Annotated in this window: 22 protein-coding genes; 9 read left to right on the forward strand and 13 right to left on the reverse strand. The window is 66.8% G+C overall.

The window, feature by feature from the left end:
- The first annotated feature begins 55 nt into the window (after positions 1–55).
- From FEI13_RS12705 to FEI13_RS12720, 4 genes are read left to right on the forward strand one after another with little or no spacing between them, the layout of a single operon-like run.
- Positions 56–1,642, forward strand: a complete 1,587-nt coding sequence (locus tag FEI13_RS12705; RefSeq protein ID WP_138181894.1) for a phosphohexomutase domain-containing protein — start codon at positions 56–58, stop codon at positions 1,640–1,642.
- Between the two features lie 58 nt (positions 1,643–1,700).
- Positions 1,701–2,582 carry an ATP-grasp fold amidoligase family protein gene (locus tag FEI13_RS12710; RefSeq protein WP_138181895.1) on the forward strand — a complete coding sequence of 294 codons (882 nt, stop codon included), beginning with the start codon at positions 1,701–1,703 and terminating at the stop codon, positions 2,580–2,582.
- A gap of 25 nt (positions 2,583–2,607) precedes the next feature.
- Positions 2,608–3,966 carry an O-antigen ligase family protein gene (locus FEI13_RS12715; protein WP_158294545.1) on the forward strand — a complete coding sequence of 453 codons (1,359 nt, stop codon included), beginning with the start codon at positions 2,608–2,610 and terminating at the stop codon, positions 3,964–3,966.
- A gap of 49 nt (positions 3,967–4,015) precedes the next feature.
- Positions 4,016–5,365: a UDP-glucose dehydrogenase family protein gene (locus FEI13_RS12720; RefSeq protein WP_138181897.1), complete on the forward strand. Its 1,350-nt coding sequence runs from the start codon at positions 4,016–4,018 to the stop codon at positions 5,363–5,365.
- Positions 5,366–5,437: 72 nt separating this feature from the next.
- Here the strand turns inward: FEI13_RS12720 and FEI13_RS12725 are convergent, their stop codons facing one another.
- Genes FEI13_RS12725 through FEI13_RS12740 form a run of 4 tightly spaced genes read right to left on the reverse strand, consistent with a single transcriptional unit; the run spans position 5,438 to position 9,729 of the window.
- Positions 5,438–7,585: a YjbH domain-containing protein gene (locus FEI13_RS12725; RefSeq protein ID WP_138181956.1), complete on the reverse strand. Its 2,148-nt coding sequence runs from the start codon at positions 7,583–7,585 to the stop codon at positions 5,438–5,440.
- Positions 7,585–8,376, reverse strand: a complete 792-nt coding sequence (locus FEI13_RS12730; protein ID WP_138181898.1) for a capsule biosynthesis GfcC family protein — start codon at positions 8,374–8,376, stop codon at positions 7,585–7,587. The genes FEI13_RS12725 and FEI13_RS12730 overlap by 1 nt, the downstream gene beginning before the upstream one ends.
- Before the next feature lie 46 nt (positions 8,377–8,422).
- Complete coding sequence (locus FEI13_RS12735; protein ID WP_138181899.1) at positions 8,423–9,079, reverse strand: YjbF family lipoprotein; 657 nt, start codon at positions 9,077–9,079, stop codon at positions 8,423–8,425.
- On the reverse strand, positions 9,079–9,729 hold the full coding sequence (locus tag FEI13_RS12740; RefSeq protein WP_138181900.1) for a hypothetical protein: 651 nt from the start codon (positions 9,727–9,729) through the stop codon (positions 9,079–9,081). The genes FEI13_RS12735 and FEI13_RS12740 overlap by 1 nt, the downstream gene beginning before the upstream one ends.
- A 195-nt stretch (positions 9,730–9,924) precedes the next feature.
- Here FEI13_RS12740 and FEI13_RS12745 point away from each other — a divergent pair, with 195 nt between their 5' ends.
- The 4 genes from FEI13_RS12745 (at position 9,925) to FEI13_RS12760 (ending at position 12,742) form a co-directional block, all read left to right on the forward strand.
- Positions 9,925–10,272 carry a hypothetical protein gene (locus FEI13_RS12745; protein ID WP_138181901.1) on the forward strand — a complete coding sequence of 116 codons (348 nt, stop codon included), beginning with the start codon at positions 9,925–9,927 and terminating at the stop codon, positions 10,270–10,272.
- Positions 10,273–10,662: 390 nt separating this feature from the next.
- On the forward strand, positions 10,663–11,052 hold the full coding sequence (locus FEI13_RS12750; protein ID WP_138181902.1) for a GNAT family N-acetyltransferase: 390 nt from the start codon (positions 10,663–10,665) through the stop codon (positions 11,050–11,052).
- A gap of 165 nt (positions 11,053–11,217) precedes the next feature.
- On the forward strand, positions 11,218–12,483 hold the full coding sequence (locus FEI13_RS12755) for a type III PLP-dependent enzyme domain-containing protein (protein ID WP_138181903.1): 1,266 nt from the start codon (positions 11,218–11,220) through the stop codon (positions 12,481–12,483).
- Between the two features lie 73 nt (positions 12,484–12,556).
- Positions 12,557–12,742: a hypothetical protein gene (locus FEI13_RS12760; protein ID WP_138181904.1), complete on the forward strand. Its 186-nt coding sequence runs from the start codon at positions 12,557–12,559 to the stop codon at positions 12,740–12,742.
- Here FEI13_RS12760 and FEI13_RS12765 read toward each other — a convergent pair.
- The 6 genes from FEI13_RS12765 to leuS all read right to left on the reverse strand — a co-directional run bounded on the left by FEI13_RS12765 (position 12,733) and on the right by leuS (position 19,141).
- On the reverse strand, positions 12,733–13,167 hold the full coding sequence (locus FEI13_RS12765; protein ID WP_138181905.1) for a DUF488 domain-containing protein: 435 nt from the start codon (positions 13,165–13,167) through the stop codon (positions 12,733–12,735). The genes FEI13_RS12760 and FEI13_RS12765 overlap by 10 nt on opposite strands.
- 41 nt (positions 13,168–13,208) lie before the next feature.
- Entirely contained in the window at positions 13,209–14,189 is a 981-nt protein-coding gene (locus FEI13_RS12770; protein ID WP_240036516.1) for a PA2778 family cysteine peptidase, read from the reverse strand.
- 13 nt (positions 14,190–14,202) lie between these two features.
- Positions 14,203–14,598: a PA2779 family protein gene (locus FEI13_RS12775; RefSeq protein WP_138181958.1), complete on the reverse strand. Its 396-nt coding sequence runs from the start codon at positions 14,596–14,598 to the stop codon at positions 14,203–14,205.
- A gap of 303 nt (positions 14,599–14,901) precedes the next feature.
- Entirely contained in the window at positions 14,902–15,960 is a 1,059-nt protein-coding gene (holA, locus tag FEI13_RS12780) for a DNA polymerase III subunit delta (RefSeq protein WP_138181906.1), read from the reverse strand.
- A gap of 53 nt (positions 15,961–16,013) precedes the next feature.
- A complete protein-coding gene (locus FEI13_RS12785; RefSeq protein WP_138181907.1) occupies positions 16,014–16,505 on the reverse strand; it encodes an LPS-assembly lipoprotein LptE in 492 nt (163 codons plus the stop codon).
- A 41-nt stretch (positions 16,506–16,546) separates the two neighbouring features.
- Complete coding sequence (leuS, locus tag FEI13_RS12790) at positions 16,547–19,141, reverse strand: leucine--tRNA ligase (protein WP_138181908.1); 2,595 nt, start codon at positions 19,139–19,141, stop codon at positions 16,547–16,549.
- A gap of 236 nt (positions 19,142–19,377) precedes the next feature.
- Here leuS and FEI13_RS12795 point away from each other — a divergent pair, with 236 nt between their 5' ends.
- Positions 19,378–19,896, forward strand: a complete 519-nt coding sequence (locus FEI13_RS12795; RefSeq protein WP_138181909.1) for a zinc ribbon-containing protein — start codon at positions 19,378–19,380, stop codon at positions 19,894–19,896.
- 121 nt (positions 19,897–20,017) lie between these two features.
- On the opposite strand, the gene FEI13_RS12800 is transcribed toward FEI13_RS12795, so the two are convergent.
- The 3 genes from FEI13_RS12800 to FEI13_RS12810 form a co-directional block, all read right to left on the reverse strand.
- Positions 20,018–21,361 carry a hypothetical protein gene (locus tag FEI13_RS12800; protein WP_138181910.1) on the reverse strand — a complete coding sequence of 448 codons (1,344 nt, stop codon included), beginning with the start codon at positions 21,359–21,361 and terminating at the stop codon, positions 20,018–20,020.
- Positions 21,362–21,523: 162 nt separating this feature from the next.
- A complete protein-coding gene (locus FEI13_RS12805) occupies positions 21,524–22,534 on the reverse strand; it encodes a GlxA family transcriptional regulator (protein ID WP_138181911.1) in 1,011 nt (336 codons plus the stop codon).
- A gap of 9 nt (positions 22,535–22,543) precedes the next feature.
- Complete coding sequence (locus tag FEI13_RS12810; protein ID WP_138181912.1) at positions 22,544–23,278, reverse strand: class II aldolase/adducin family protein; 735 nt, start codon at positions 23,276–23,278, stop codon at positions 22,544–22,546.
- Between the last annotated feature and the right edge of the window lie 9 nt (positions 23,279–23,287).

Genomic DNA, 23,287 nt, shown 5'->3' on the forward strand with positions numbered 1-23,287 from the left:
CCTCCACCGCGTTAAGCTAGCGCCCTGCCGCGAGATATTGCCAAAAGGCCAGATCATGCAAAGGGTATTGCAGGCATTTCATGACGTTCACCCCGATCCTGCTCAGCCGAGCCAGGCCGTGAGCTTCGGAACCTCCGGCCATCGCGGCCGGTCGCTGGACGGCTCGTTCAATCACGCCCATATCCTGGCGATCACCCTGGCGGTGGTGGACTATCGCCGTGAGGCCGGGATCGCCGGGCCGCTGTTCCTGGGGCGCGACAGCCATGCGCTCTCCCGCCCGGCCTGGGAGTGCGCCCTGCGGGTGCTGGTGGCCAACGGGGTGGCGGTGCATATCGAGCGCGACGGGGCGCTGACCGCCACGCCATTGATCAGCCGCGCCATCCTGCACCACAACGCGGATGGCGCAGCCGCCCCGGCCGATGGCCTGATCATCACGCCTTCCCATAATCCGCCGGAGGATGGCGGCATCAAGTACAACCCGCCCCATGGGGGGCCGGCCGAGGGCGAGATCACCGGCGAGATCGAGCGGCGCGCCAACCGCTATCTGGCCGAAGGGGTGACGGCCATCGCCACCCTTCCGATGGAGGACGCGTTGGCCCGGGCGCATCGCCATGATTTCGTGGGTGAGTACGTGACGGCGCTGGGCGAGGTGGTGGACATGGCGGCCATCGCCGCCGCCGGTCTGCGCCTGGCGGCCGATCCCATGGGCGGCACGGCCCTGCCAGTATGGCAGGCCATTGCCGAGCGCTACGGGCTGGGCCTTAAGGTGGTGAACCCCGCGATCGACGAGAGCTTTGCCTTCATGCCGCCGGACCATGACGGCAAGATCCGCATGGACTGCTCCAGCTCGGCGGCCATGGCCAACCTGCTGGCCATGAAGGAGGACTTCGACCTGGCCTTCGGTAACGATCCGGATGCCGACCGCCATGGCATCGTCGATGCCTCGGGGCTGATGAACCCCAACCATTACCTGGCGGTGGCCATCGACTACCTGGCGACCCATCGCCCGGGCTGGGCGGGGTCGCTCAAGGTCGGCAAGACGCTGGTCTCCTCCTCGATCATCGATCGCGTGGTGGCGGCCAGGGGGCGCGAGCTCTACGAGGTGCCGGTGGGCTTCAAGTGGTTCGTGGCGGGCCTTCACCAGGGCTGGCTGGCCTTCGGGGGCGAGGAAAGCGCCGGGGCCAGCGTCTTGACCCTCGATGGCCGCCCCTGGTCCACCGACAAGGACGGCATTCTGCTCTGCCTGCTGGCCGCGGAGATCCTGGCGGTGACCGGCAAGCGCCCCGGCGACTATTACCGCGAGCTGACCGAGCGCCATGGCGAGCCCCACTATCGGCGCGTGGATACGCCTTGCAGCCGCGAGCAGCAGCAGGCCTTCAAGGGGCTGACGCCGGAGCGGCTGGCTATCGAGCGCTTGGCGGGCGATGCGGTAGCGCGGGTGATGGTCACTGCGCCGGGCAACCAGGCGCCCATCGGCGGGGTGAAGGTGGAAACCGCCAGTGGCTGGTTCGCCGCGCGGCCCAGCGGCACCGAGCCGCTCTACAAGGTCTACGCCGAGAGCTTCCGCGGCCCCGAGCACCTTCAGGCACTGATCGAGGAGGCCCAGGCGCTGCTGGCCGAATGGCTGAGCGGCAACGATTGAGGCGACGCCTCGTGGGATACCGATCAACGTGGATTTTCGTGACCAGGGGAAGGCCCGCATGACGACAGTGCCCAGAAAGCTCTACGACCTCCTTCCGACGGGGGTTCAGGACCACATCAAGTTCATCTCGCGGCTGCACTATCTGCCCAATTTCAAGCAGCCCAGCACCTATAACGAGAAGATCAACTTCCGCAAGCGCCACTATGCCTCGGAACTCTTTGTGCTGTGTTCCGACAAGGTGAAGGTGAAGGAGTACGTGGCGGAGAAGCTGGGCGATGAGATCGTCATCGACACGCTCTACGTGGGCGAGTCGCTGGCGCCCGAGCAGCTCAGGTCGTTGATCGAGGAGCAGGGCGCCGTGGTGGTCAAGCCGAACCATAATTCCGGGGCGGTGTTCATCCTCGAGCGCGACGCCAGCGACGCGCAGCTTCGCGAGGCGTGCGACACGGTGACCGCTCAGTTGCGCAAGGACTACGGCACGACCAAGCGCGAGCCCTGGTACAGCGATATTGCGCCCCGCCTGTTGGTGGAGCGCAAGTTGCCGGTGAAGCCGGGTGAGGCCGCGCTGGACTACAAGTTCCATGTCTTCCAGCAGGGGAAGGGGCAGGCACCGGTGGTGATCCTGCACGTGGACTTCGACAGGTTCACCAATCATAGCCGCTCCTACTTCACCGAGGCGCTGGAGTGGCTGCCCTTCTCGGTGAAATATCCTTCGATCTATCAGCGCATCGAGCGGCCCGAGAACTACGCCACCATGCTGGAGATCGCCAGGACCCTGGCCGAGCCCTTCTCCTATGTGCGAGTGGATCTCTACAACCTCCAGGGCCGGATCTTCTTCGGCGAGATGACCTTCGCCCATGAGTCGGGGTTTGGGGTCTTCACCAGCCGGGCCTATGATCTCTGGATGGGCAACCTCTGGAAGGGGGATCCCCGATACTGAGCCGCGACGAGGGGACACCCTGGCGATGACCGGGCATGCCATGCCGGGCCAGGCCGCCGATGCCTGGCGCACGGCCAATACCCTGCTGATCGGGGCCTTCGTGGCCCTGTTGATCCTGCTGCCCTGGGCGTATGCGGCGATTCCCCTGGCCGCCGGTCTGTTGGCCCTGACGGGCCTGCTGCTGCGCCGCAGGCCCGTGGGCGCCATCCCGGCGGTGCTGGACGCCGAGGATCGCCTGTGGCTGCTGGTGCTGCTGGCCTTTGCCGGCCTGTGGTGCCTGGATGTGCTGCGTACCGGCGTGTGGCCGGTGGCCCAGCACGGGAAGAGCTGGCTGGTGCCGCTATGGCCGCTGCTGGCGGCGGGGTTGCTGGTGTGGTGGCGCTATCATCCGCCCTCGCGCATTGGCTGGTGGCTAGGGCTGGTGGTGGGGGCGCTCGGGGCCGGGGGCATCGCCGTCTACGAGCGCTTCGTACTGGGTGCCTATCGCGCCGACAACGACATGAACGCCATTCCCTTCGGCAACCTCGCGCTGTTGCTGGGGGTGCTGGCGCTGGTGGCCATGCTGGGTCGGATGGCGCGGCCGCACCGCCCCTTGCCATGGCTGACGCCGCTGCTGGGCCTGGCCGCCGCGGGCGGCTTGGCGGCCTCTTTCCTCTCGGGAACCCGGGGCGGCTGGGTGGCCCTGCCGCTGCTGGCCTGGATGGGCTTTCGGGGCTTTCGTGGGGTCTTCCCGCGCCGGCGGATGCTATGGGTCGCCGCGGGGCTGTGGCTGCTGCTGACCGGCCTGGTGGCGATGACCGCCATCACCAATTATGGCGTGACCCAGCGCCTCGAGCGTGCGGTGAGCGATATCGAGCAGTATTGGGAGGGCGACAGCAGCAGCTCGGTGGGCCTGCGGCTGGACATGTGGTATGCGGGTGGTCGGCTGTTTCTGGATAAACCCTGGCTAGGCTGGGGGGAAGGGCGGCTGGAGGCCGCCCGGGATGGCATGGTCGAGCGCGGGTTGATTCATCCGAGTGTGAGCCATTATGACCAGCTGCACAGCGATCTGGTGGATACCGCGGCGCGCCGCGGTATCCTGGGCGTTCTGACCCTGCTGGCGCTCTACGGTGTGCCGGCCTGGCTATTCGCCCGGCACCTGCGGGGGAGCCGCGATGCCCAGACCAGGACCCTGGCCCTCTCGGGCTTAATGATCTGCTTCGCCTTCGTCTATTTCGGGCTGACCCAATCCATGTTGAGGGATGTGAGAGGATTGAGCGGCTACCTGGGATTGACGGTGGCATGCTGGGTGCTGTTGAAGACACATTTGGTTACATTGGGCGAGGGGCGAGGGCCGAGGGGCAAGGGCCGAGGCGCGAGAACGAATGTCGAGGCCAGCGCGTGAGGCGTGGCCGTTGTTTGATGTTTGATCGGGATGAATCCGGAGGCAAGGAATGAAGATCACGATTTTTGGTACAGGCTATGTGGGTCTGGTGACCGGGACCTGCCTGGCCGATGTGGGCCATGACGTGATGTGCATGGATGTGGACGCCAACAAGATCGCTCGGCTGCGCGATGGCGAGATCCCGATCTATGAGCCGGGGCTGGAGAGCTTGGTTCGGGACAACGTGGCGTCGGGCCGGCTGCGCTTCACCACCGATGCCACCGAGGCGGTGGCGTTCGGTACCCTGCAGTTCATCGCCGTGGGCACGCCCCCGGACGAGGACGGCAGCGCCGACCTGCAGTACGTGCTGGCAGTGGCCGATACCATCGGCGAGCACATGCAGGAGTACAAGGTGATCGTGGACAAGTCCACGGTACCGGTGGGCACGGCCGACCGGGTGAACGAGGCGGTCGGCAAGGCGATCGCGCGCCGGGGGGAAACGCTGGGGTTCGATGTCTGCTCCAACCCGGAGTTCCTCAAGGAGGGCGCGGCCATCGAGGACTTCACCTTCGGCGCGCGGATCGTCATCGGTACCGATTCGGAGCGCGTCAAGGAGCTGATGCGCGAGTGCTATGCGCCCTATAACCGTCAGCACGAAAAGCTGATGTTCATGGACGTGCGCGCCGCCGAGCTGACCAAGTACGCGGCCAATGCCATGCTGGCGACCAAGATCAGCTTCATGAACGAGGTTGCCAACCTGGCCGAGCGGCTAGGCGCGGACGTGGAGCAGGTGCGCCACGGGATCGGCAGCGACCCGCGTATCGGCTACCAGTTCATCTACCCCGGCTGTGGCTACGGCGGCTCCTGCTTCCCCAAGGACGTGCAGGCGCTGGCGCGCTCCGCATCGGACGTGGACTATCACGCCGAGCTGCTGACTGCCGTGGAGGCGGTGAACCAGCGCCAGAAGCAGACTCTCTTCACCAAGCTGTCCCAGGCCTTCGATGGCGACCTGGCCGGCAAGACCATCGCCCTGTGGGGGCTCTCCTTCAAGCCCAATACCGACGACATGCGGGATGCGCCCAGTCGCGTGCTGATGGAGGCGGTATGGAACGCCGGGGGGCGGATACAGGCCTTCGATCCCGAGGCGATGAAGGAGTGTCGCCGCCTGTATGGCGAGCGCGATGACCTGACCCTGGTGGCCGACCGCATCCAGGCGGTGAAGGGCGCCGATGCGCTGGTGATCTGCACCGAGTGGAAGGAGTTTCGCACCGTGGACTTCGACTGGGTGAAGGGCAATCTGGCCACGCCGGTGATCGTGGATGGCCGCAACCTCTACGACCCCCAGGCGGTGAAGCGGGCTGGCCTGCTCTACTTCGCGGTGGGGCGCGGTGACTCCATGAAGGTACCGGCGAGCCACTGAATCGCGAGCTAGAACCCCATAGCGCCCGGCGTGGCCTCCCTTGGGGGGCGGCGCCGGGCGCGGTGCGTTATATCAGCGCCAGGCCTGGTCGGTCTCCTCCCACAGACGGTGCAGCTGGCGATCCTGGGTGATGTCGTAGAGCCGGTAGCGTCGGTCGAGGCGCGCGCCGCCGTCGCGGGTCAGCGGTGAGAAGCCGATGCCCATGTGACCCCGGGTGGAGGTGGTGAAGAAGGCGTCCAGCGGCAGGGAGACGTAGATGCCCTTGTCGAAGCTGCCTTCGCCGTAGTCGTCGCCGGCGTCGGTGAAGGTGGCCCAGGCGCCGACGATGGCGCCGGAGTCGAACTCCCGCGAGAGGTTGAGCGTGCCGCCATAGTCGCCGGCGAGGTAGCGGCCGACGCTGACCTGGGCGAGTACGTCCTCGATGCCGGTCTGCACGTAGGTGCTGAGGTGTCCCGTCCAGGTCTCGTAGTCGCGAAGGCCGAAGCGCTGGTTGAACTCGCGCTGCTTGACGTAGTTGAGGTCGAGGCCGACCGCCACGGGGCTGTTGAAGGGGCGGTAGAGCAGCTCGCCCCCCGCGCCGGCATACATCATCTCCAGCAGCCCGCCATAGCCCATGGCGAACCAGTCGTCGTCCAGGCGCGCGGTGCGGGTGTACTGCAGGTTGGTCAGGCCCAGTTCGCCTTCTTCGAGGTACTCGCCGATGAAGGTGCGCACCCGTGGGAGGTCGGAGTCGGCGATATAGTCGAAGTCGTCGAGGTTATCGAGCACGGTCCAGCCCAGCTCGCCGGAGAACCAGCCGTTGGCATCGGTGAAGTATTCGCCGCTGGCGCGCAGCTGCACCTGGTACAGGTAGCCGTCGGGCCCGCCGAGGTTCTGGTTCAGGCCGGGGGAGAAGCGATACGCCCAGCGCTCGGGGTCGGTCTCCACCAGGGTGTTGCCGCCCCGGGCGGGGCCGGTAGCCGCCTGGCTGTAGAGGCTGTGGCGGTATAGCGACTCTTGCTCGCTGGAGGCCGCGGCATCCACGAAGGCGTCGCGCGGATGCACGTCGTCGCGCAGGTAGAGGCCCTGGGAGTACCAGCGGTAGCGGAAGGCCTCGACGTCGGCGTCGGCGTGGTTGTGGAGGATGCGATTGGCGCGTCCTGCCGTCTTGGCCAGTGAACGGAAGCGGGTCGCTTCCCCTTCGATGACCAGTTCATCGTCCTGGTCGACGATGCGTAGGGCACGCAGGCCGGCGTTGTTGCGTAGCTGGCGATGCGCCGCGGGCCAGTCCCCTTCGGGCGGGGTGCCGGGCTCGTTGAGCTCCACCGGCGGGGCGTCGCGCTTGACCTGGCGCAGCTCGGCGAGGTTGGTGGCGAAGCCGATGCTGGCCATGGCGGTGTTGCCGCGCTGCCAGCCCAGGCCCAGGGTGAGGCTGTCGGTGAGCCGATAGCGCGCCCCGAGGTTGACGGGGGAGTCGCTGGTGATCGGGGAGCCGGCGGGCTCGTTCTGGTAGTCGTTGCCCTCGTATTCCAGCTGCAGGGTGAGGGGCTCCCAGGGGGTCTGGTACTCCACGCCGCCGAACAGCGCCGCGGGGCCGCGAAACAGCTGGTTCAGCGCGAATTCACCGCCCTGGTCGCCCCCCGCGCGACCGGGGCGGTCATCGAAGCGCTCGTCGAGCCAGCCGAGGGGCGAGGCGATGTCGCCACGCTCGCCCAGGTAGCCCCAGCCGAGCCCGAGGCTGACGTCGACATCGTGCCAGCGCTTGCTGGCGACCAGGTACTCGCCGCCGAACAGCGAGGTGCCGCCGGCATCGCGCAGGCCGATGGCCACCTCGGGCCAGTAGCGGCTCTCCTGCTTGAGCCGGAACTTGGCATCCATGCCCTTGTCGAGGTAGTCCCGGTCGCCGGCGATGGCCCGGCCGTAGAGGCGATCCTCGATCTCCACGTAGCGCAGGGTGAACTCGAACCAGTCCAGCGGCTGCAGGCTCAGGTTGTAGCGTTGGAAGGGCTCGGTGCGGCTGAGCGAGAAGGAGAGCTCGCCGGCTGGCGCCATGCGCGCGGTGGGGGTCTGCATCAGGCCCACGCCGCCGAAGTCGCTCTGCGAGGTACCGAGCCCCGGGGCGCCATCCAGCCCCCAGGCGGGGGTGGCCAGGGGGAGGACGAAGTGGCCGGCAGCGAGCAAGGCACCGAGCAGGGCTTGCCGCCCGATCAGGGAGTGCGAATTCAGGGCTGTAAAGGGCATCACGGTGATGATTCGTCGGTGGCGTGGGAAATGGCGTGCAGCGTGCAGCGGTCACCCGGCAGGCGCGTGGCAAGGTAGCGGGGCAGGCTGGTGTCGATCCACTCGGCACTTCCCAGGGTGTCGTCCGCCATCAGCGACTCGGGCAGGCGCTGCACGATGCGGCTGCCGGGGGTGACCTCGACGGGGTCGTGGTTCCAGGCGGCGATGCCGACGTCGCCGACTCGGCCCAGCGGGGAGATGCGCCAGGCGCTATCGACCTGACGCTGTGCTCGCCCTTCGGAGGCGGTATCCAGGGCCTGGGCGACCGTCATGCCTGCCTGGTGCGTGAGGCGCGACACCCCGCCGATATGCCATACCTCGACCCAGTTCGGTGGCTCGCAGCCGCCGAAATGGGCCAGGCGGGAGAGCGGGGGGTTGTGACGCGGAGCGGCGACCAGGGCGGTGATATCGATGCGCCCCGGGGTGCGGGCGTGCTCCGGGGCCTGGCGATAGGCGGCAATCTGCTGCTCCCAGCGCGTCAAGGCATGGGCCCAGGGCAGTTCGCCGCGCTCGGCGGCATGGCGAGCGGCCAGTTCCAGCTCGGCTTGGAGTTCACGGCCCTGCTGGCGGTGGCGGGCGACGTCCTCCGCGCGTTGATGAAAGGCATAGCCGGCAGCGGGGAGGGCAGGCTGCTCGAGCCAGGCCTCGCGCAGCGTGGTCTCGGCCTGGCTCGAGAGGGGCAGCATGGCCAGGCCGAACAGCAGCAGGCGAGCTGGCCGCAAGCCAGTGAAGGAAGAGATGCGGGGAATCATCCTTGGCGGACTCCTTGTCCCGTTGGCCGGTCAGGTGGGTGATGTATCAGCTTTCCCACCAGGGGCGAGCCACCTGCCATTCGATCGTCTGTGCATCGGGCCAGGGCTCGAGTTCGCCCGCCCAGATGCGCTTGCTGACGGGGTGGCGCCAGAGGGTGTTATGGCTGGTGCCGGCGTCTTGCCACTCCACCCGCTCTTCGCAGCGCTCGAGTTCCAGCTCGATCAGCGGCAGCTCCAGCGGGGCCGGCGCGTGACACTCCAGGGTGGCCTGGCCGATGGACAGGTGGTCGAGCCCTTCGGCGTCTTCCCAATGGGCGCGAACGCGGTAGCGGCTGCCTTCCTGGGGAGGGCTGGCGTAATTCAGCGACAGCAGGTTGGACGTGAAGCCGGCGGTGCTGGCGGGCCACCCCTGCTCAAGGGCCAGGGTGGCTCGATCCCGGGCCTGCCACAGGGTGGTATCGCCACCGGCCTCGCCGTTGTGGTAGGCCAGCACCAGCAACGAACGGTTGCCCTCCATTTGCGCCACCAGAGAGGCGTAGGGGAGCTCACGCGCGCGTTCGCGATGTGTTGCCTCGCCATCCCCCAGGGCATCTTGCAGGGTACGGCCGGCGAGCGTAGAGCCGAACTGGCTGCAGCCGGCGAGTGGTAGAGCGACCAGGGCCATCATCAGTGGGCCCTGCCAGTGCCGTACGCCGACGCCCATCAGATGGTACCCGTGGTGCCAGTCGTCCCCGTGGTGCCGGTGGTGCCCGTGGTGCCGGTCGTTCCGGTGGTGCCGGTCGCGCCGTCATCATCATCGGAATCGTCGTCCGAATCGTCATCGGAGCTGTCGCCGATGGTTACGCCAGATGAACTGCTGTCGCTCGACATTGCGCCGGCAAGAATGCCAATACCCGCCGCCGTACCCAGCACGGTGCCCGCGATGCCAGCCGTGGACATAATGGCCGCGCCGCTGCCGGCAGCTCCCCCGCTGATGACGGCCGCGGCGCCTGCGCCACCGCTTCCCGCAGCGCCTGCGCCGCCGCTCGCCGCAGCACCTGCGCCACCGCTTCCCGCAGCGCCTGTGCCGCCGCTTCCCGCAGCGCCTGTGCCGCCGCTTCCTGCAGCGCCTGTGCCGCCGCTTCCCGCAGCGCCTGTGCCGCCAGCGCCATTTTCCAGCAGGGCGCCGCCGACCTCACCCTCGGTGTTGGTCGGTTGCTGAGCCAGGGCCAGGGGCGAAGCCAGCATGGCCGTGGCGATGAAGACTGTGAGCGGTTTCTTGCGCATGCCGAGATCCCTCCGTGGTGGTGCCTGCAGTGGCCAGATCCAAGTCGAGCTTGACGGAATGGCCGAGGTGTTAAATTCTGTAATCATGTTACATCGTGTATTTGGATGCCGCTATGCATTCCAATGCCTCACGATGCTTATTTCCTGTGAAGATTATGCGTCAACCGGGTCAGATATCAAATCCTGAAGGCCAGTCCATGACCATGACAGAAATGAGATACGGCTATTGATGTAACTCATTGTTGAGACTGAAAAAGGCGATGCGGTGTAGCGATGGATAAGATGAATAATACCATACCTCAGGTGGCCCGCTCCCCTCGTGATATTCGTCAGACGATGTTGCGGGCCAATCGCTTCATGGGCCTTCACCAGGCGTGGTGGGGCCTGGCCCTGACCCCGCCCGCGCTCTACCTGAGTGACATGCTGGCCGTCGGCGACTGGCGCTGGTGGTGGCCCCTGGCGGCCTTCCTGGTCGCCTGGGCCGCCGTGGAGCTGTGTTTCCTCCCGAGGCGCCTGGTGATACACAAGCTGGCCGACAAGGAGAGTCACGCCGAGGCGGTGCGACTGGCCTGGATGCAGGGGCTGTCGATTCGCGAGGTGATGGCGCCGCGCCGTCATCGGTTTCACTAAGCGAGATTAGCTGCCCCCCCTAAAAAAAACCGCGAGCACGCCTGCGCGCGGCCTCTCACCATCCCCCCTCACCACTCTCTCGTTTACGTCGGTCGTTGATCAGGCCGGTGAACGGCTTCCTGCCCGGCGCCCGGCGCGATATGACAGCGTGTTCCAACTACCTTGACAGGCACCGCAGAGGCGACAGGCAACCGCAGAGGCGGGAGCATCAAGGGGGGGTGGGGTGGGATTTTTCATTATCCAAATATTAAAATAAAAGTTTTTCCCCGCCGAGGCTTAATGCGCAGGGTTTATTGATAGGTAGGACGGATATCCGGCGGTGATTTCTCGGCTAAAATGTAACAATTGGTATCAAATACGATATGGATTGTTAGATGGCAGGGGGCGTCAGTGAACGAGATTTTAAGCCCAGGGGTAATGCCTGGCAAAATCACGAAAAATAGTCGTCATTTAACAGTGAAAAAATGGCGTGCCAGGGTGTTGGCTCAGCAGGAAGTGCCAAATTACGCTGCCGCCCTGAGAAAGCTGGCCCATGCCGAGCAGGCCCGTCAGGGGGGGAAGCTTCTTGAGGGTGTCGATATCGATGAGTATATCGAAAAGCTCGAGGGGAGGGCCGAGCTGGCAGTGCTGGAGGTCGAGGGGAAGTGCTGTGGGTTCTGTGCATTTTATACCTATTATCCTACGCTCGATGAGGCGTTTATCGCCTTGTTTCTGGTGGCCCCCGAGGTCAGGAGAAACGGTATGGCACGGGGCATCCTCGAGGCAGTAGCGCCTACCTGAAGCCTGCCATGGATTATGCCCGCATGCTTGGCGAAGAGAACGGAAAAACACTCTCACCGCTGACACGCCAGGTGCTGGGCAACAATTCACGGGTTCCAGTCAGCTTGGACGAATGGTATCGACCGGCGAACGAGCGACTTTATCACGCTAACCAAGGCTGACATTATGCTCGAACATGGCTTCCTGGAGAGTGTTTCCCGTGATGTAGGAGGAGCCTTCTATATATTCGATGAGGCGGTGTTTCGTCAGAATTATCTGGCATTCCGCGATCGCCTCAGGTCCTATTGGCCCGGGACCGATGTTGCCTACGCGATGAAAGCCAACTATATGCCGGCGATCATCAGTGCCATGGCTTGCATGCAGGGTCGGGTAGAGGCGGTGTCACGATTCGAATACGAGGTTGCGAGCCTGTTCTTGCCGGGAGAGCGGATCATCTTCAATGGCCCCTTGAAACGCGAGTCTGATATGCGGCTGGCACTCGATGCTGGCAGCTTGATCCATCTGGACTCTTTCAAGGAAATCGATATTCTTCGCACCTTGTCTTGTGAATATAGTCGGTTACCCGTGGGCCTGAGGCTCTGTTTTCCCTCTGCCCAACTCTCCAGCCGCTTTGGTTTCGAGGTAGAGGCGGAGGAGTTGGAACGCGCGTTGGAGCAGCTCGGCACCATCGAGGGAGTGGAATTGGTGTCGCTGCATTGCCATGCCACCTGCAGGTCGCTGGGTGTCGAGGACCATGTCAACCGTGTGCGCCAGTTATGCGAGCTGGCACGTAGCCTACTGCCGCATCATCCGATCGATACGATCAATATTGGGGGAGGACTCTTGGGCGAGATGCCTGCCTTCCTCAGGTCCCAGTTCCCTTTCCCGGTTCCGTCGCTGTATGAGTATGCCGATGCGATCGGCGACGCCTTTCTGCGCTACCGTCCGTCGCCCATCACCCGGCTGGTGGTGGAACCCGGGGTTTCGATGGTGGGTAATACCATGTGCCTGGTCGCCAGGGTCATGGAGGTCCGGCAGCGGCGCGGGGGGTGGCAGGCGTTATTGGATACCAGCATCAACAGCGTGAACCCCACCGGTTCGAGCATTCAGCCGCTCTTCCATGCCGTCCTGGGTCGGCCTGAACGGGAATTGAATCGTCGACTGTTCCGACTGGTGGGGCATACTTGTATGGAGCATGACGTCATCGGTGAATCGCTCATCGCCGACCTCGAGGAGGGCGACTTTATCGTCGTGGAGAATCGCGGGGCCTACTCCTTGAACTATACCCCCCCGTTCATTGTGCCCGCTCCCGCGGTGGTTGATCGCCAGGGCAAGGTGCTGAAGTGGGCGGATGATACAGAGCATGTTCTGGCGAGTTACTGCACATCACACCCGGATTCATACCAGGAGCGTCACCATGAACATTCTCTTCACTTGTGCGGGAAGACGTAACTATCTTGTTGCTTACTTCAGGGAGCCCCCGCTGTCAAGCTAGTTGGGGAGCGGCCTCATTGGGGGCGAGAGAGTGGATGATAACGAAACGCTGGAATTGGTCTGGCGGCTGTTGATGAAAAAGCTCGGTCGTTTCGGGCTTCACCAGGGCGGCTTTCCAGGCGACGGGATACTGATACAGCGTATCGTGGATCGTTACTGCGGCAGTCGCGCCATACCGGCACTGATGGACGAGGCGCCCCTCATGGCTCACCACTGATTCTGATCGTGCAGTTGGTGGGCGAAGCAGGGCGGTGAGGCAGGCTCCAGGTCTGCCACATCTTCGTCGTGTAGGGCCTGCAGGATCGCCTCGCGCAGGAGCGGCAGGTGGGAGCCCTCCAGGTTCCGCGCCGCCGAGAGCAGGGTCAGCCGCCCCTGGCGGGCGTGGCGCATCAGCGGCGCGAGGCTCTCCGGCGCGTCTCGCAGCTCTCCGCGGTAGCGGGCGGCAAATACCGCTTCGCTGATTTCGCCGAGATGATACTGACGGCGCAGGGCCGGCGAAGGGCTGGCATCCCGGTACCAGTCGGTGAGCGCCAGGTTTTCGCGGGCCTTGCCGCGCGGCCAGAGGCGGTCGACCAGCACCCGGGTGCCGTCCTCGTCGTCGATCGGCTGATAGATGCGCTTGAGCGTGATGTCGTAGGTCATGGCAAGCCTCTCTTGATCAGGTCCGCGTTATTCCATCTGTGTCAACCGATCTGTCTTATCAGGTCCGCGAGGGCCTCTTGCGCCCGGTCCTGCCAGGGGCCGGGCAGGGCAGCGGCCCGCTCGAAGGCCACTCGGGCCTCGCCGGTGTCTCCACGTTCACGGTGCAAGAGCCCCAGATTGAGCCAGGCAACGGCGAGATCGGGGGCCGCCTGCACGGCGTCCGCGAAGGCGTTCAGGGCGCCGTCGGCGTCGCCGACCGCATGGCGGGCGTTGCCCAGGGCGAAATGGCCCATGGCAAGCCTTGGATGGCGCTCCACCAGCGCCTCCCAGGCGGGCAGGGAGGCCTGGGCGCCCTGGGCGCGCTCGAAGTCGGCGATGGTGTCCAGGGCGTCCTGACCATCGCCGGTGGCCGGCAGCTCGCCTGGCGGCAAGGCGATGAAGGCCCAGCGGTCGCTGCGGGCCCAGGTGGCATCGAAGCGCTTGAAGGACTCGAGACGCGCCGGCTCCATGCCGCTGTGCAGGGTCAGTGTCTTCTCGTCACGATCGAAGCCGATGGCCACGGCGTAATGCCAGACCGGCCAGGCCGGCAGCGAGAGGTTCTGCATCACCACCACCGGGTGGCCGGCATCGATCTCGGTCAGCAGGGCATCCAGTGTGCCGTCGATCCGGAAGGGGATGCGGCCCTGGCGGCGCACGGTGCCCAGCATCTCGGGCTGGACGCTGCCGTCTCGCCCGGGCAGGAAGACCTGGGGAATCAGGGTGTCGACCGTCACCGGCACGCCGGAGGCGTTGAGCACCATGGCCAGTGAGGCGGGGCCGCACTGGTAGTCGCGTTGCCCGTGGAAGGGCACATCCTCGAGGAGGGTCTGCTGGGGCAGGTGGCGCTGGGTAGACTCGGCCAGCCGAGGCGTACTGGCGCAGCCGGCCATCACGAGCATCATCAGTGCCAATGCGAGAACGCCCGCGAGGCGGGCGTTCTGGAGGGCGGCACTGATACGATGCCTTTCAAGGCATGCCATCATGCAGGGTTGTCCCTCAGCGCGTGAAGGGGAAGACGTTGGTCAGGCCGAGGATATCGGTGACCAGCAGGATCACGAAGACGGCGAACAGGGCACCGACCACGCTGGCCCCGGCGGGCAGCTGCTCGAGCTGATCGGCCATCTGGGCGGCTTCTGCATCGGAGAGGGCCGCGACCCGAGCTTCCACTTCGGCGGGATCGACCCCCTGGGCCACCAGCTGCTCCTGGACATCGTCACGGGCGAGGACGGCGTGGATGCGCTCACGATCGCCCTGGGACCGTTCGGCCTTCAGGACATCCTGGGTGGTGATCAGGTCGCTGCCCGGGCTCACTGGGGCCGCGGCCACCGGCAGGCTGCCCAGCACCAGGGCGGCGATCAGCAGCGGGCTCAGGTAACGGCAGATCTTCTTCATCATGTCGGTGTTCCTTCTTCTTGGTTGGGCTTCCGGCTCCAGGCTTCGACGTACCTGCTTCCTTGCAGTCCGCCGAAACGATGCGATGCCTGCTCAGTATAGGATGAAATGATGTGAAATTTCATGCCCTTGTGATGGGGGCTTGCTGATGGCGTGTTGCCCTTGTGGGAGCGATCGCTTGCGTCGCGATCCGGCGCGTAGCGGCGGTGGGGTTGTTCTGGGCGCCTGGCGGCGCCATCGCGATCTGAAGTCGGAGCGCCGATCCGTCGCTCCCACAGAAAGCATCGCTCCCACAGGAGGGCGTTATCCGACCCGGTACGAGGAGGGCAGTTCGGCGAGCAGACCGCGTCCTCCGGCCAGCGTCAGCGCCAGGTCGTGCAGGCCGTCCCAGAGGGGCACTCTGCTGCCGCCCTTGATGGCCAGGTCCAGACGCTGGGCGAAGAGCAGCAGTTTGTGCAGCCGCTTCAGCGGCAGCCGGGCGATGGCCTGCTGGTAGGCGGGGCGGCGCTTCTCGAAGATCGGCGGCTTCTGGGCCTTGCAGGCATGCTCGAGGCTCTGGCCCTGATCCAGGTGCTGGTGCAGGGAGAGCAGGATGCGCAGCTCCCGGGCCAGGGCCCATAGCACGATGGGGGCCTCGACCCCCTCGCCGCGCAGGCCGGCCATGATGCGGGCGACGCGGGCGCGCTCGCCCTTGAGGCAGGCGTCCATCAGCGTGAAGACGTCGTAGCGGGCGCTATCCTCCACGCCGCCGGCGACCTCGTGAGGGCCGACCCGGGCGCCCGCGGGCAGCATCAGGGCCAGCTTCTGCAGTTCCTGGTCGGCGGCCAGCAGGTTGCCCTCGGTGCGCTCGCCGAGCAGGCGGGCGGCGTCGAGGTCCAGCGAGAGGCCATGACGACCGGCCCGGTCGCGCAGCCAGTAGCCCAGGCGCGAGGCGTCCACCGGCCAGACCGGCACGAACAGCCCGACCTTGTCGAGGGCCTTGAACCAGGCGCTCTTCTGCTCGCGATAGTCGAGCTTGCCGGTGGAGAGCAGCAGGACATCCTCGCCGTTCTGCAGGGTCTCGGCGTACTCGCGCAGCGCCTTGCCCCCCTCCTGGCCCGGCTTGCTGCTGCCCAGGCGTACCTCGATGAGGCGGCGCGTGGCGAACAGCGACAGGCTGGCGGCCGCCTCGGTCAGGCGGCCCCAGGCGAAGTTGGCCTCGACGTGCAGGATCTCGCGCTCCTCGACGCCTCCCTGGCGCGCCGCACGGCGCACGGCGTCGCAGGCCTCCATGTGCTGCAGCGGCTCCTCGCCGGCGACGATCACCACCGGGGGCAGCTTCTTGGCCAGCGCATCCTCTAGCTTGTCGGCAAAGATCTTCACGTTAGTACCTTCAAGACAGTCCCTTCACGACAGCACCTTCAATGCCTGTGCCCTCATGACTCGCTCAAGGCGCGCAGGCGGTCCAGCAGCTGCCGCGCCGCCTCGCCGCGCAGCCGCTCGCGGACCGTCTCACGCTCGGCGTCCTGGGCCAGCAGCTCGTCGTCGTTGATCGTCAGGCGTTCGCTGACTTCCAGGCGCTGCTGGTCGAGGAGGTAGGCGCCGTCGGCGCGCCGCTGGACCGAGAACGGCACCCCGAGCGTCAGTTCCAGTTCGCGTGGCCCGCTGTCGAGCCCGCCCAGGCGCCGCTCGCTGAAGGCCTCGTTGCCCAGGGTGAGCACCCTTGCGGCGTCGTCGTGCACCCGGGTGCCGGCGCCCTCGAGCCGCCGAGTGACCAGGCGGCGAAGCGCGGTCTCCGGCCCCGCTAGGGCCAGGGCATCGAGGCCCACCAGCGGCTGGTCGTAGCCGCGCAGGCGAAAGCCGCAGCCGGCGAGCGCCAGGGTGGCGCCGGCGGCGAGGCCGAGGCGCAGGAGGTGTCGGCGCTGCATGGGTCAGTCTCCCGTCTGACGCGATGAAGGGGGCGTGGCGATCAGCCCACCACGATATTGACGAGCTTGCCCGGCACGACGATCACCTTGCGCACGCTCTTGCCTTCGAGGTGGCGCTGGACGTTCTCGGCGGCGAGGGCCTGGGCCTCGATGGCGGCCTTGTCCGCGGCGGCCTCGACGTCGATGCGCGCGCGCAGCTTGCCGTTCACCTGCACCACCAGCTCGATGCTGTCACGCGCCAGGGCCGCCTCATCGACCCGCGGCCAGGCGGCGTCGATCGCCGGCTCGTCGTGGCCGAGCTCCGCCCACAGGGCGTGGCAGGCGTGGGGCGTGATCGGGGCGAGCAGCAGCACGCAGGCCTCGACCGCCTCGCGCGCCACGGCGAGCCCCTGGGGGGAGGTGTCGTCGAACTTCGAGAGGGCGTTGGTCAGCTCCATCACCGCGGCGATGGCGGTGTTGAAGGTCGTGCGGCGGCCGATATCGTCGCCGGCCTTCTTGATGGTCTCATGGGTCTTGCGGCGCAGGTCGCGCTGGTCGTCGCTCAGGCCCTCGTGGAGCGTCTGGGCGTCGAGAGTGGCGGGCGTGCCGGCCGCGAGGTGCTCGCTGACCAGGCGCCACAGGCGCTTGAGGAAGCGGCTGGCCCCCTCGACGCCGGAGTCGGACCACTCCAGGGACTGCTCCGGGGGAGCGGCGAACATCATGAACAGGCGCACGGTATCGGCACCGAAGCGGTCGATCATGGATTGCGGGTCGACGCCGTTGTTCTTGGACTTGGACATCTTCTCGATGCCGCCCATCTCCACCGGCTCCCCGTCACTGGCCAGCACGGCGCTGACCGGGCGGCCCTTGTCGTCGCGCTTGACCTCGACGTCGGCCGGGTTGAACCACGCCTTGCCGCCGTTCTCGGTGGGGCGATAGAAGGTCTCGGCGATGACCATGCCCTGGGTGAGCAGGCGCTGGAAGGGCTCGTCGGTCTCCACCATGCCGAAATCGCGCATCAGCTTGTTGAAGAAGCGCGCATAGAGGAGGTGCAGGATGGCGTGTTCGATGCCGCCGATGTAGAGATCCACCGGCAGCCAGTAGTTGGCCCGCTCATCGAGCATCGCCTCCTGGTTATCGGCACAGCAGAAGCGCGCGAAGTACCAGGACGACTCCATGAAGGTGTCGAAGGTGTCGGTCTCACGCGTCCAGCCGTCTCCCAGGTCGGAGAACTCCGGCATGCGCTTGAGCGGCGAGCCGGTGGCGTCGACGGTGACCTCCATGGGCAGGGCGACCGGCAGCTCCTCGTCGGAGAGCGGCACGGTCTGGCCCTCGGGGCCGTACTTGACCGGGATCGGCGCGCCCCAGTAGCGCTGGCGGGCCACGCCCCAGTCGCGCAGGCGGAAGTTGGTCTTCACCTCGCCGCGATCGAGCTCGGCGAGCTTGGCGGCGATGGCCTCGAAGGCGGCGTCGAAGTCCAGGCCGTCGAACTCGCCGGAGTGGATCAGGGTGCCGGTGTCGTCGTGGGCGCCCGCGGAGAGGTCCGGGGCCTCGCCGCTGGCGTCGGCGATCACCGCCTCGATGGGCAGGCCGTACTTGGTGGCGAATTCCCAGTCGCGCTGGTCGTGGCCGGGCACGGCCATCACCGCCCCGGTGCCGTACTCCATCAGCACGAAGTTGGCGACAAAGACCGGTACCTCGCGGCCGGTGAGGGGATGCACGGCCCGGTGGCCGGTCGGCATGCCCTTCTTCTCCATGGTGGCGAGCTCGGCCTCGGAGGTGCCGCCGTGGGCGCACTCCTCGACGAAGGCGGCGAGCTCAGGGTCGGTCTCGGCGGCCTGCTTCGCCAACGGGTGGCCGGCGGCCACGGCGACGTAGGTCACGCCCAGCAGGGTGTCGGGGCGAGTGGTATAGACCGACAGTGGCTCGGCGGCGGCGCCCTCGGCGGACTGGATTTCGAACGTCAGCTCCACACCGCGCGACTTGCCGATCCAGTTGCGCTGCATGGTCTTGACCTGCTCGGGCCAGTCGATCTTGTCCAGGTCGGCCAGCAGCTCCTCGGCGTAGTCGGTGATCTTGAGGAACCACAGCGGGATCTCCTTGCGCTCTACCGGCGCACCGGAGCGCCAGCCGCGTCCCTCGATGACCTGTTCGTTGGCGAGCACCGTCTTGTCCACCGGGTCCCAGTTGACCGTGGACATCTTCTTGTAGACCAGCCCCTTCTCCACCAGCTTGGTGAAGAACCACTGCTCCCAGCGGTAGTAGTCGACGTCGCAGGTGGCGAACTCGCGGCTCCAGTCGTAGGCGAAGCCGAGTGCCTTCAGCTGGCGGCGCATGTAGTCGATGTTGTCGTAGGTCCACTGGCCCGGCGGTACCCGGTTCTGGATGGCGGCGTTCTCCGCCGGCATGCCGAAGGCGTCCCAGCCCATGGGCTGCATGACGTTCTTGCCCTGCATGCGCTGGTAGCGGGAGACCACATCGCCGATGGTGTAGTTGCGCACATGCCCCATGTGCAGCTTGCCGCTGGGGTAGGGGAACATCGACAGGCAGTAGAACTTCTCGCGGCTGGCGTCTTCCACCGCCTTGAAGCACTGGTTCTTGTCCCAGAACTGCTGGGCGTCGCGTTCGGTCTCGTGGGGCTTGTACTGTGCGTCCATCGCTCTCTTCGGGTACCTTGAAAGTCGAGCGCAGCGGCCTGGTGCTGCGCATGTCAGCGGCCCTTGTCCGGCATCAAGGTCTGGCGCCGTGGCGGCGCGAAACCATTGAATTTCCGGCGGGATGTCGTCTAAATGGAATAACTGGCTGTGCGCTAGGATACCCCAGCACGGCGTCCGGCGGCTATGGGGCAGCACCGCCGGGCCCGCAAGCCCTGTCGCGAAACGAGGAGAGCAACATGAGTGAGCACAAGGAGCCGCATCAGGAACACCGCCTTCGCGAGGGCTACGAGCGCATGCTCGAGCGGCTGCGCGAGGGCGCCGATGAACTGACCTGGGAGAACCTGCAGAAAGATCTGGACGAGGCGGTGGAGTTCGAGGCCGAGCTCGAGGAGTTCACCAAGGACGAGCTCTCGCTGCTGCGCGCCTGGGTGGAGCGCGACCTCAAGGAGATGCGTCGCTACCTCAATGCCGGCGGCGAGAGTGTGGCCACCTGGCTGGGCATCGACCTCTCCATGCTGTCGCGCAAGGTGGTCGACTCGCTGTTCTCCATCGCCGATCGCAGCGTGACCGAGCGCGCGCAGCTCGAAGACGACCTGGAGGCATCACGCGCCGACTATGTGGCCGGCGAAATGGCCGCCCCCGGGCGCATGGCCTGCGTGCACTGCGATGCCATCGTCGAGCTCGAGGGCGTCACCCGGATCGAGCCCTGCCACCAGTGTGGCCACCGCTACTTCGTGCGCGCGCCGATGGCGTGAGGAGGTTGCCTCCCACAGGGGGCACATTTTGTGGGAGCGACGGTTCGGCGCTCCGACTTCAGATCGCGATGGCGCCGCCAGGCGCCCGGGACAACCCCACCACCATCGCCCTACAATCGCCCTACAGCAGGCGCTCCATGAGCAGGATCGCGACCAGGACCAGCCCGGTCATGGTCGCGGCGTAGCCGAGGTTCTGGCGCATCATCCCGGTGGCGCTGACCCCGTAGCGTCCCTGCAGGGAGAGGTTGATGCCCGACAGTGGCCCGACGCTGGTGCCCACGGCCCAGGAGGCGAGGGCCACGAAGGCGAACAGAGTCTGGTCCTGGGCATCGAGGTCGAGCATCGAGGCCAGCACCGAGACGCCGATGATCGGGTGCAGGCCGGCCACGGCGCTCGCCACGATGGCCAGGAAGCTGGCCATGGCCTGCGCCGGGCCGAAGTCGGTGAACAGCGTCCAGTCGCTGTCGGTGGCGGCGTCGATGAAGGTCGAGAGCCCCACGGTCAAGAGCCCCGCACAGAGGAACAGCGAGATCTCGCCGCGCATCGCCGGCAGTCGGGTGATGGCGTGCCGGTGAACGCGCTGGCGTGTCCAATGCAGGCCCCGGGGCAGGTTGGCGAGCAGCGCCATCCCGGGCATCAGGAAGGTGATGATGCTGACGATGGAGAGCTCTGGCGTCAGGCCATAGTGGAACACCATCACCATGGCCGCCATGCTCACCGGCATCAGCAGGCTGCGCGGTGACAGCGAGAAGCCGGCGGTGTCGGCCAGCTCGAAGCGGTGCGAGAGCTCGCCGACCGTCAGTATCCCCGCGGCCATGGCCAGCGGCAGCCCGAAGGCCAGGATCGTGGCGTAGTGCATCTCGGGGGCCAGGGTCATCACCACCCCCATGGAGGCGAAGAAGGGCGACCAGAGGGCGGCGCTGGAGAGGCCGCGATTGAGGCCGAGCAGCTGCGGCGTGGTCAGCGGGCCGCGTCGCTCCAGGCGATCGCCGACCATGAAGACCGTGGAGAGGTTGAGGATCGAACCGAGCAGGTGCACGCCCAGCCAGGTGCCGAGCACGCCTCGGGCGCCGGTCAGGGCCTTGCCGGGCGGGCGCGAGCGGCCGCGCAGGTTGCCGATCAGGCCGATGAAACTGACCCCCACCAGCATCGCGACCACGAAGGTATTGCCATCGAGGATGCCCGGCCAGTCGACCTCGGCGCCCTGCCAGAGCTCTGCCAGTGCCAGCAGCGTCAGGCCGATCACGGCCAGCAGGCCCGCCTGTCGCCTCGTGCGGCGTGGAATATCCCGCCACAGCAGCGCCGTCGCCAGCCACAGGCAGTAGCTCACCAGATGATTCAAGGTAACGAGTCCGGTGAACGTCAGGATCTGCGTCAACAGTCCGGTGAGGATCAGGCCGCCGGCCAGGGCATGACGGAGGCTGATCTCGCCGGAAGCCGACTCAGAGGCGGTGGGCGGCGACATGGTTTTACCGAGTGGCGAAAAGGCTTGCATGCTAAGCAAGATGTCCACCCACCTCAAGACGAAGGCGGGAAGGGCCCAGAAATAGCTAGGCTCGTTGCTGACGCACCCATGCACGTCCTGCCTCCCTTTGGATCGTCGAGCCTGGCAACAACCAGCGTTTCCCTAGATGCGGTGGGGTAGGTGGCGCACCGGCAGCACCGGCGCATCCCGGGACTGGAGGCGGTCTTGGCTTGGCGCGCAGCCGAAGAAACGCCGATAGGCGCGGGAGAAGTGCTCCAGGGAGCCGAAGCCGGCGCTGGCGGCTACCTCGGCTACGCTGAGATCGGTCTGCTGCAGCAGGCGGTGGGCGCGGTTGATGCGCAGCCAGAGGTAATAGCGCTTTGGCGTGACGCCCAGCTCGGCTTTGAAGCGTCGCTCGAGTTGGCGCACCGAGAGTCCCACCTCGGCGGCCAGCTCGGCGCTGGACAGTGGCGCCTCGATCGCCCGGCGCATGAGCCGGATGATCCGGCGCATCTGGGCAGAGGTCTGGGGCTGGTGCTCCGGGGCGGCTGCCAGCTGGGCGGTGCCCCCCGGGCGCTGTCGACGCTCCAGCAGGTGGTTGCGCAGCTCCTCCATCAGCGGCGCCTCCACCCGGTCGGCTAGCCAGGCCAGCATCATGTCGAGCACCGCCGTGCCCCCGGCGCAGGTCAGGCGGGCGCCGCCCAGGGTGTAGAGTTCGCCCACGGCCTCCACCCGGGGATAGAGCTCGCGGAAGCCCTCCAGGTTGTCCCAGTGCACCGCGGCGCGCTCGCCATCGAGCAGCCCCGCCGCGGCCAGCACCTCACTGCCCATCTCGATACCGCCCAGCTGGACGCCGGCGGCGGCGCAGTGGCGCAGCCACATGGCCAGGGGGCGGTCGTCGGTGAGCGCCTTGGTCTCGAAGCTGGCCAACACCAGCACCCCGTCCAGTTCGGTGGGCGCCGGCCAGTCGACCGCCACCCCCAGGGGCACGCCGTTGGAGGCGGGCACCGTCGGCTCGCCGCCCAGCAGCCGCCACTCGAAGCGCGGTTCCTGGGCCAGCCAGTTGACGATGAACAGCGGATCCAGCAGCGCCCCCAGGCCGGCGAAGGAGAACTGCGGCAGCAGCAGGATGCCGAGCCGATAGGGGGGCGAGGCGGCAGGGGTGTCGGGCATGGCGCGATCTCAGTTCCGGTAGTCGTCGCCCTCCTTGTCGAGCAGGCGCATCAGCGCCGCGAAGTGGGCCTGGGGGGCGCCCGCCCAAGCATAGTCGTCCCACTGGGCGGCGGTCTTGCGGGCGACCTCGGGGGCCACCGGCGCCAGCGGCAGGCCGCTGGCTCGGGCCACCAGGTAGGAGCGGCAGGCGCGCTCGAAATAATAGAGGTTATCGAAGGCTTCGGCGACATCGGCGCCGGTGGCCAGCACGCCGTGGTTGCCCAGCAGCAGGATCGGCGCCTCGCCGGCCAGACGGCCGAGGCGTTCCGCCTCGTCACCCAGGCCCATGCCGTCGAAGCCGTGGTCGACCACCATGCGCTCGAAGAAGCGCATGGCATTCTGCTCCACCGGCGGCAGCTCGGGAGCCTCCAGGCACGCCAGGGCGGTGGCGTACAGCGAGTGGGTGTGCAGGATGCAGCCCACCTCGCGGCCTTGGCGGTGCATGGCGCCGTGGATGGCCCAGGCGGTGGGGTCGAGCCCCGCGGGACGTTCGCCGCCCCGGGCCTCGACCTCCAGCAGGTCGCTGGCGCGCAGCTCGGCGAAGTGGCGACCCGCCGGGTTGATCAAGAAGCGCTCGCCGCCCTCGGCGGTGGCCAGGCTGCAATGGTTGGCGGTGGCCTCGTGTAGGTCCAGGCGGGCTAACCAGCGGAAGGCGCAGGCTAGCTGCTCCCGGGGCGTGCCCGGGATCTCGGGGATTTCGCTCATGATGGGCTC

The organism is Halomonas urmiana, assembly GCF_005780185.1.
Lineage (GTDB): Bacteria > Pseudomonadota > Gammaproteobacteria > Pseudomonadales > Halomonadaceae > Halomonas > Halomonas urmiana.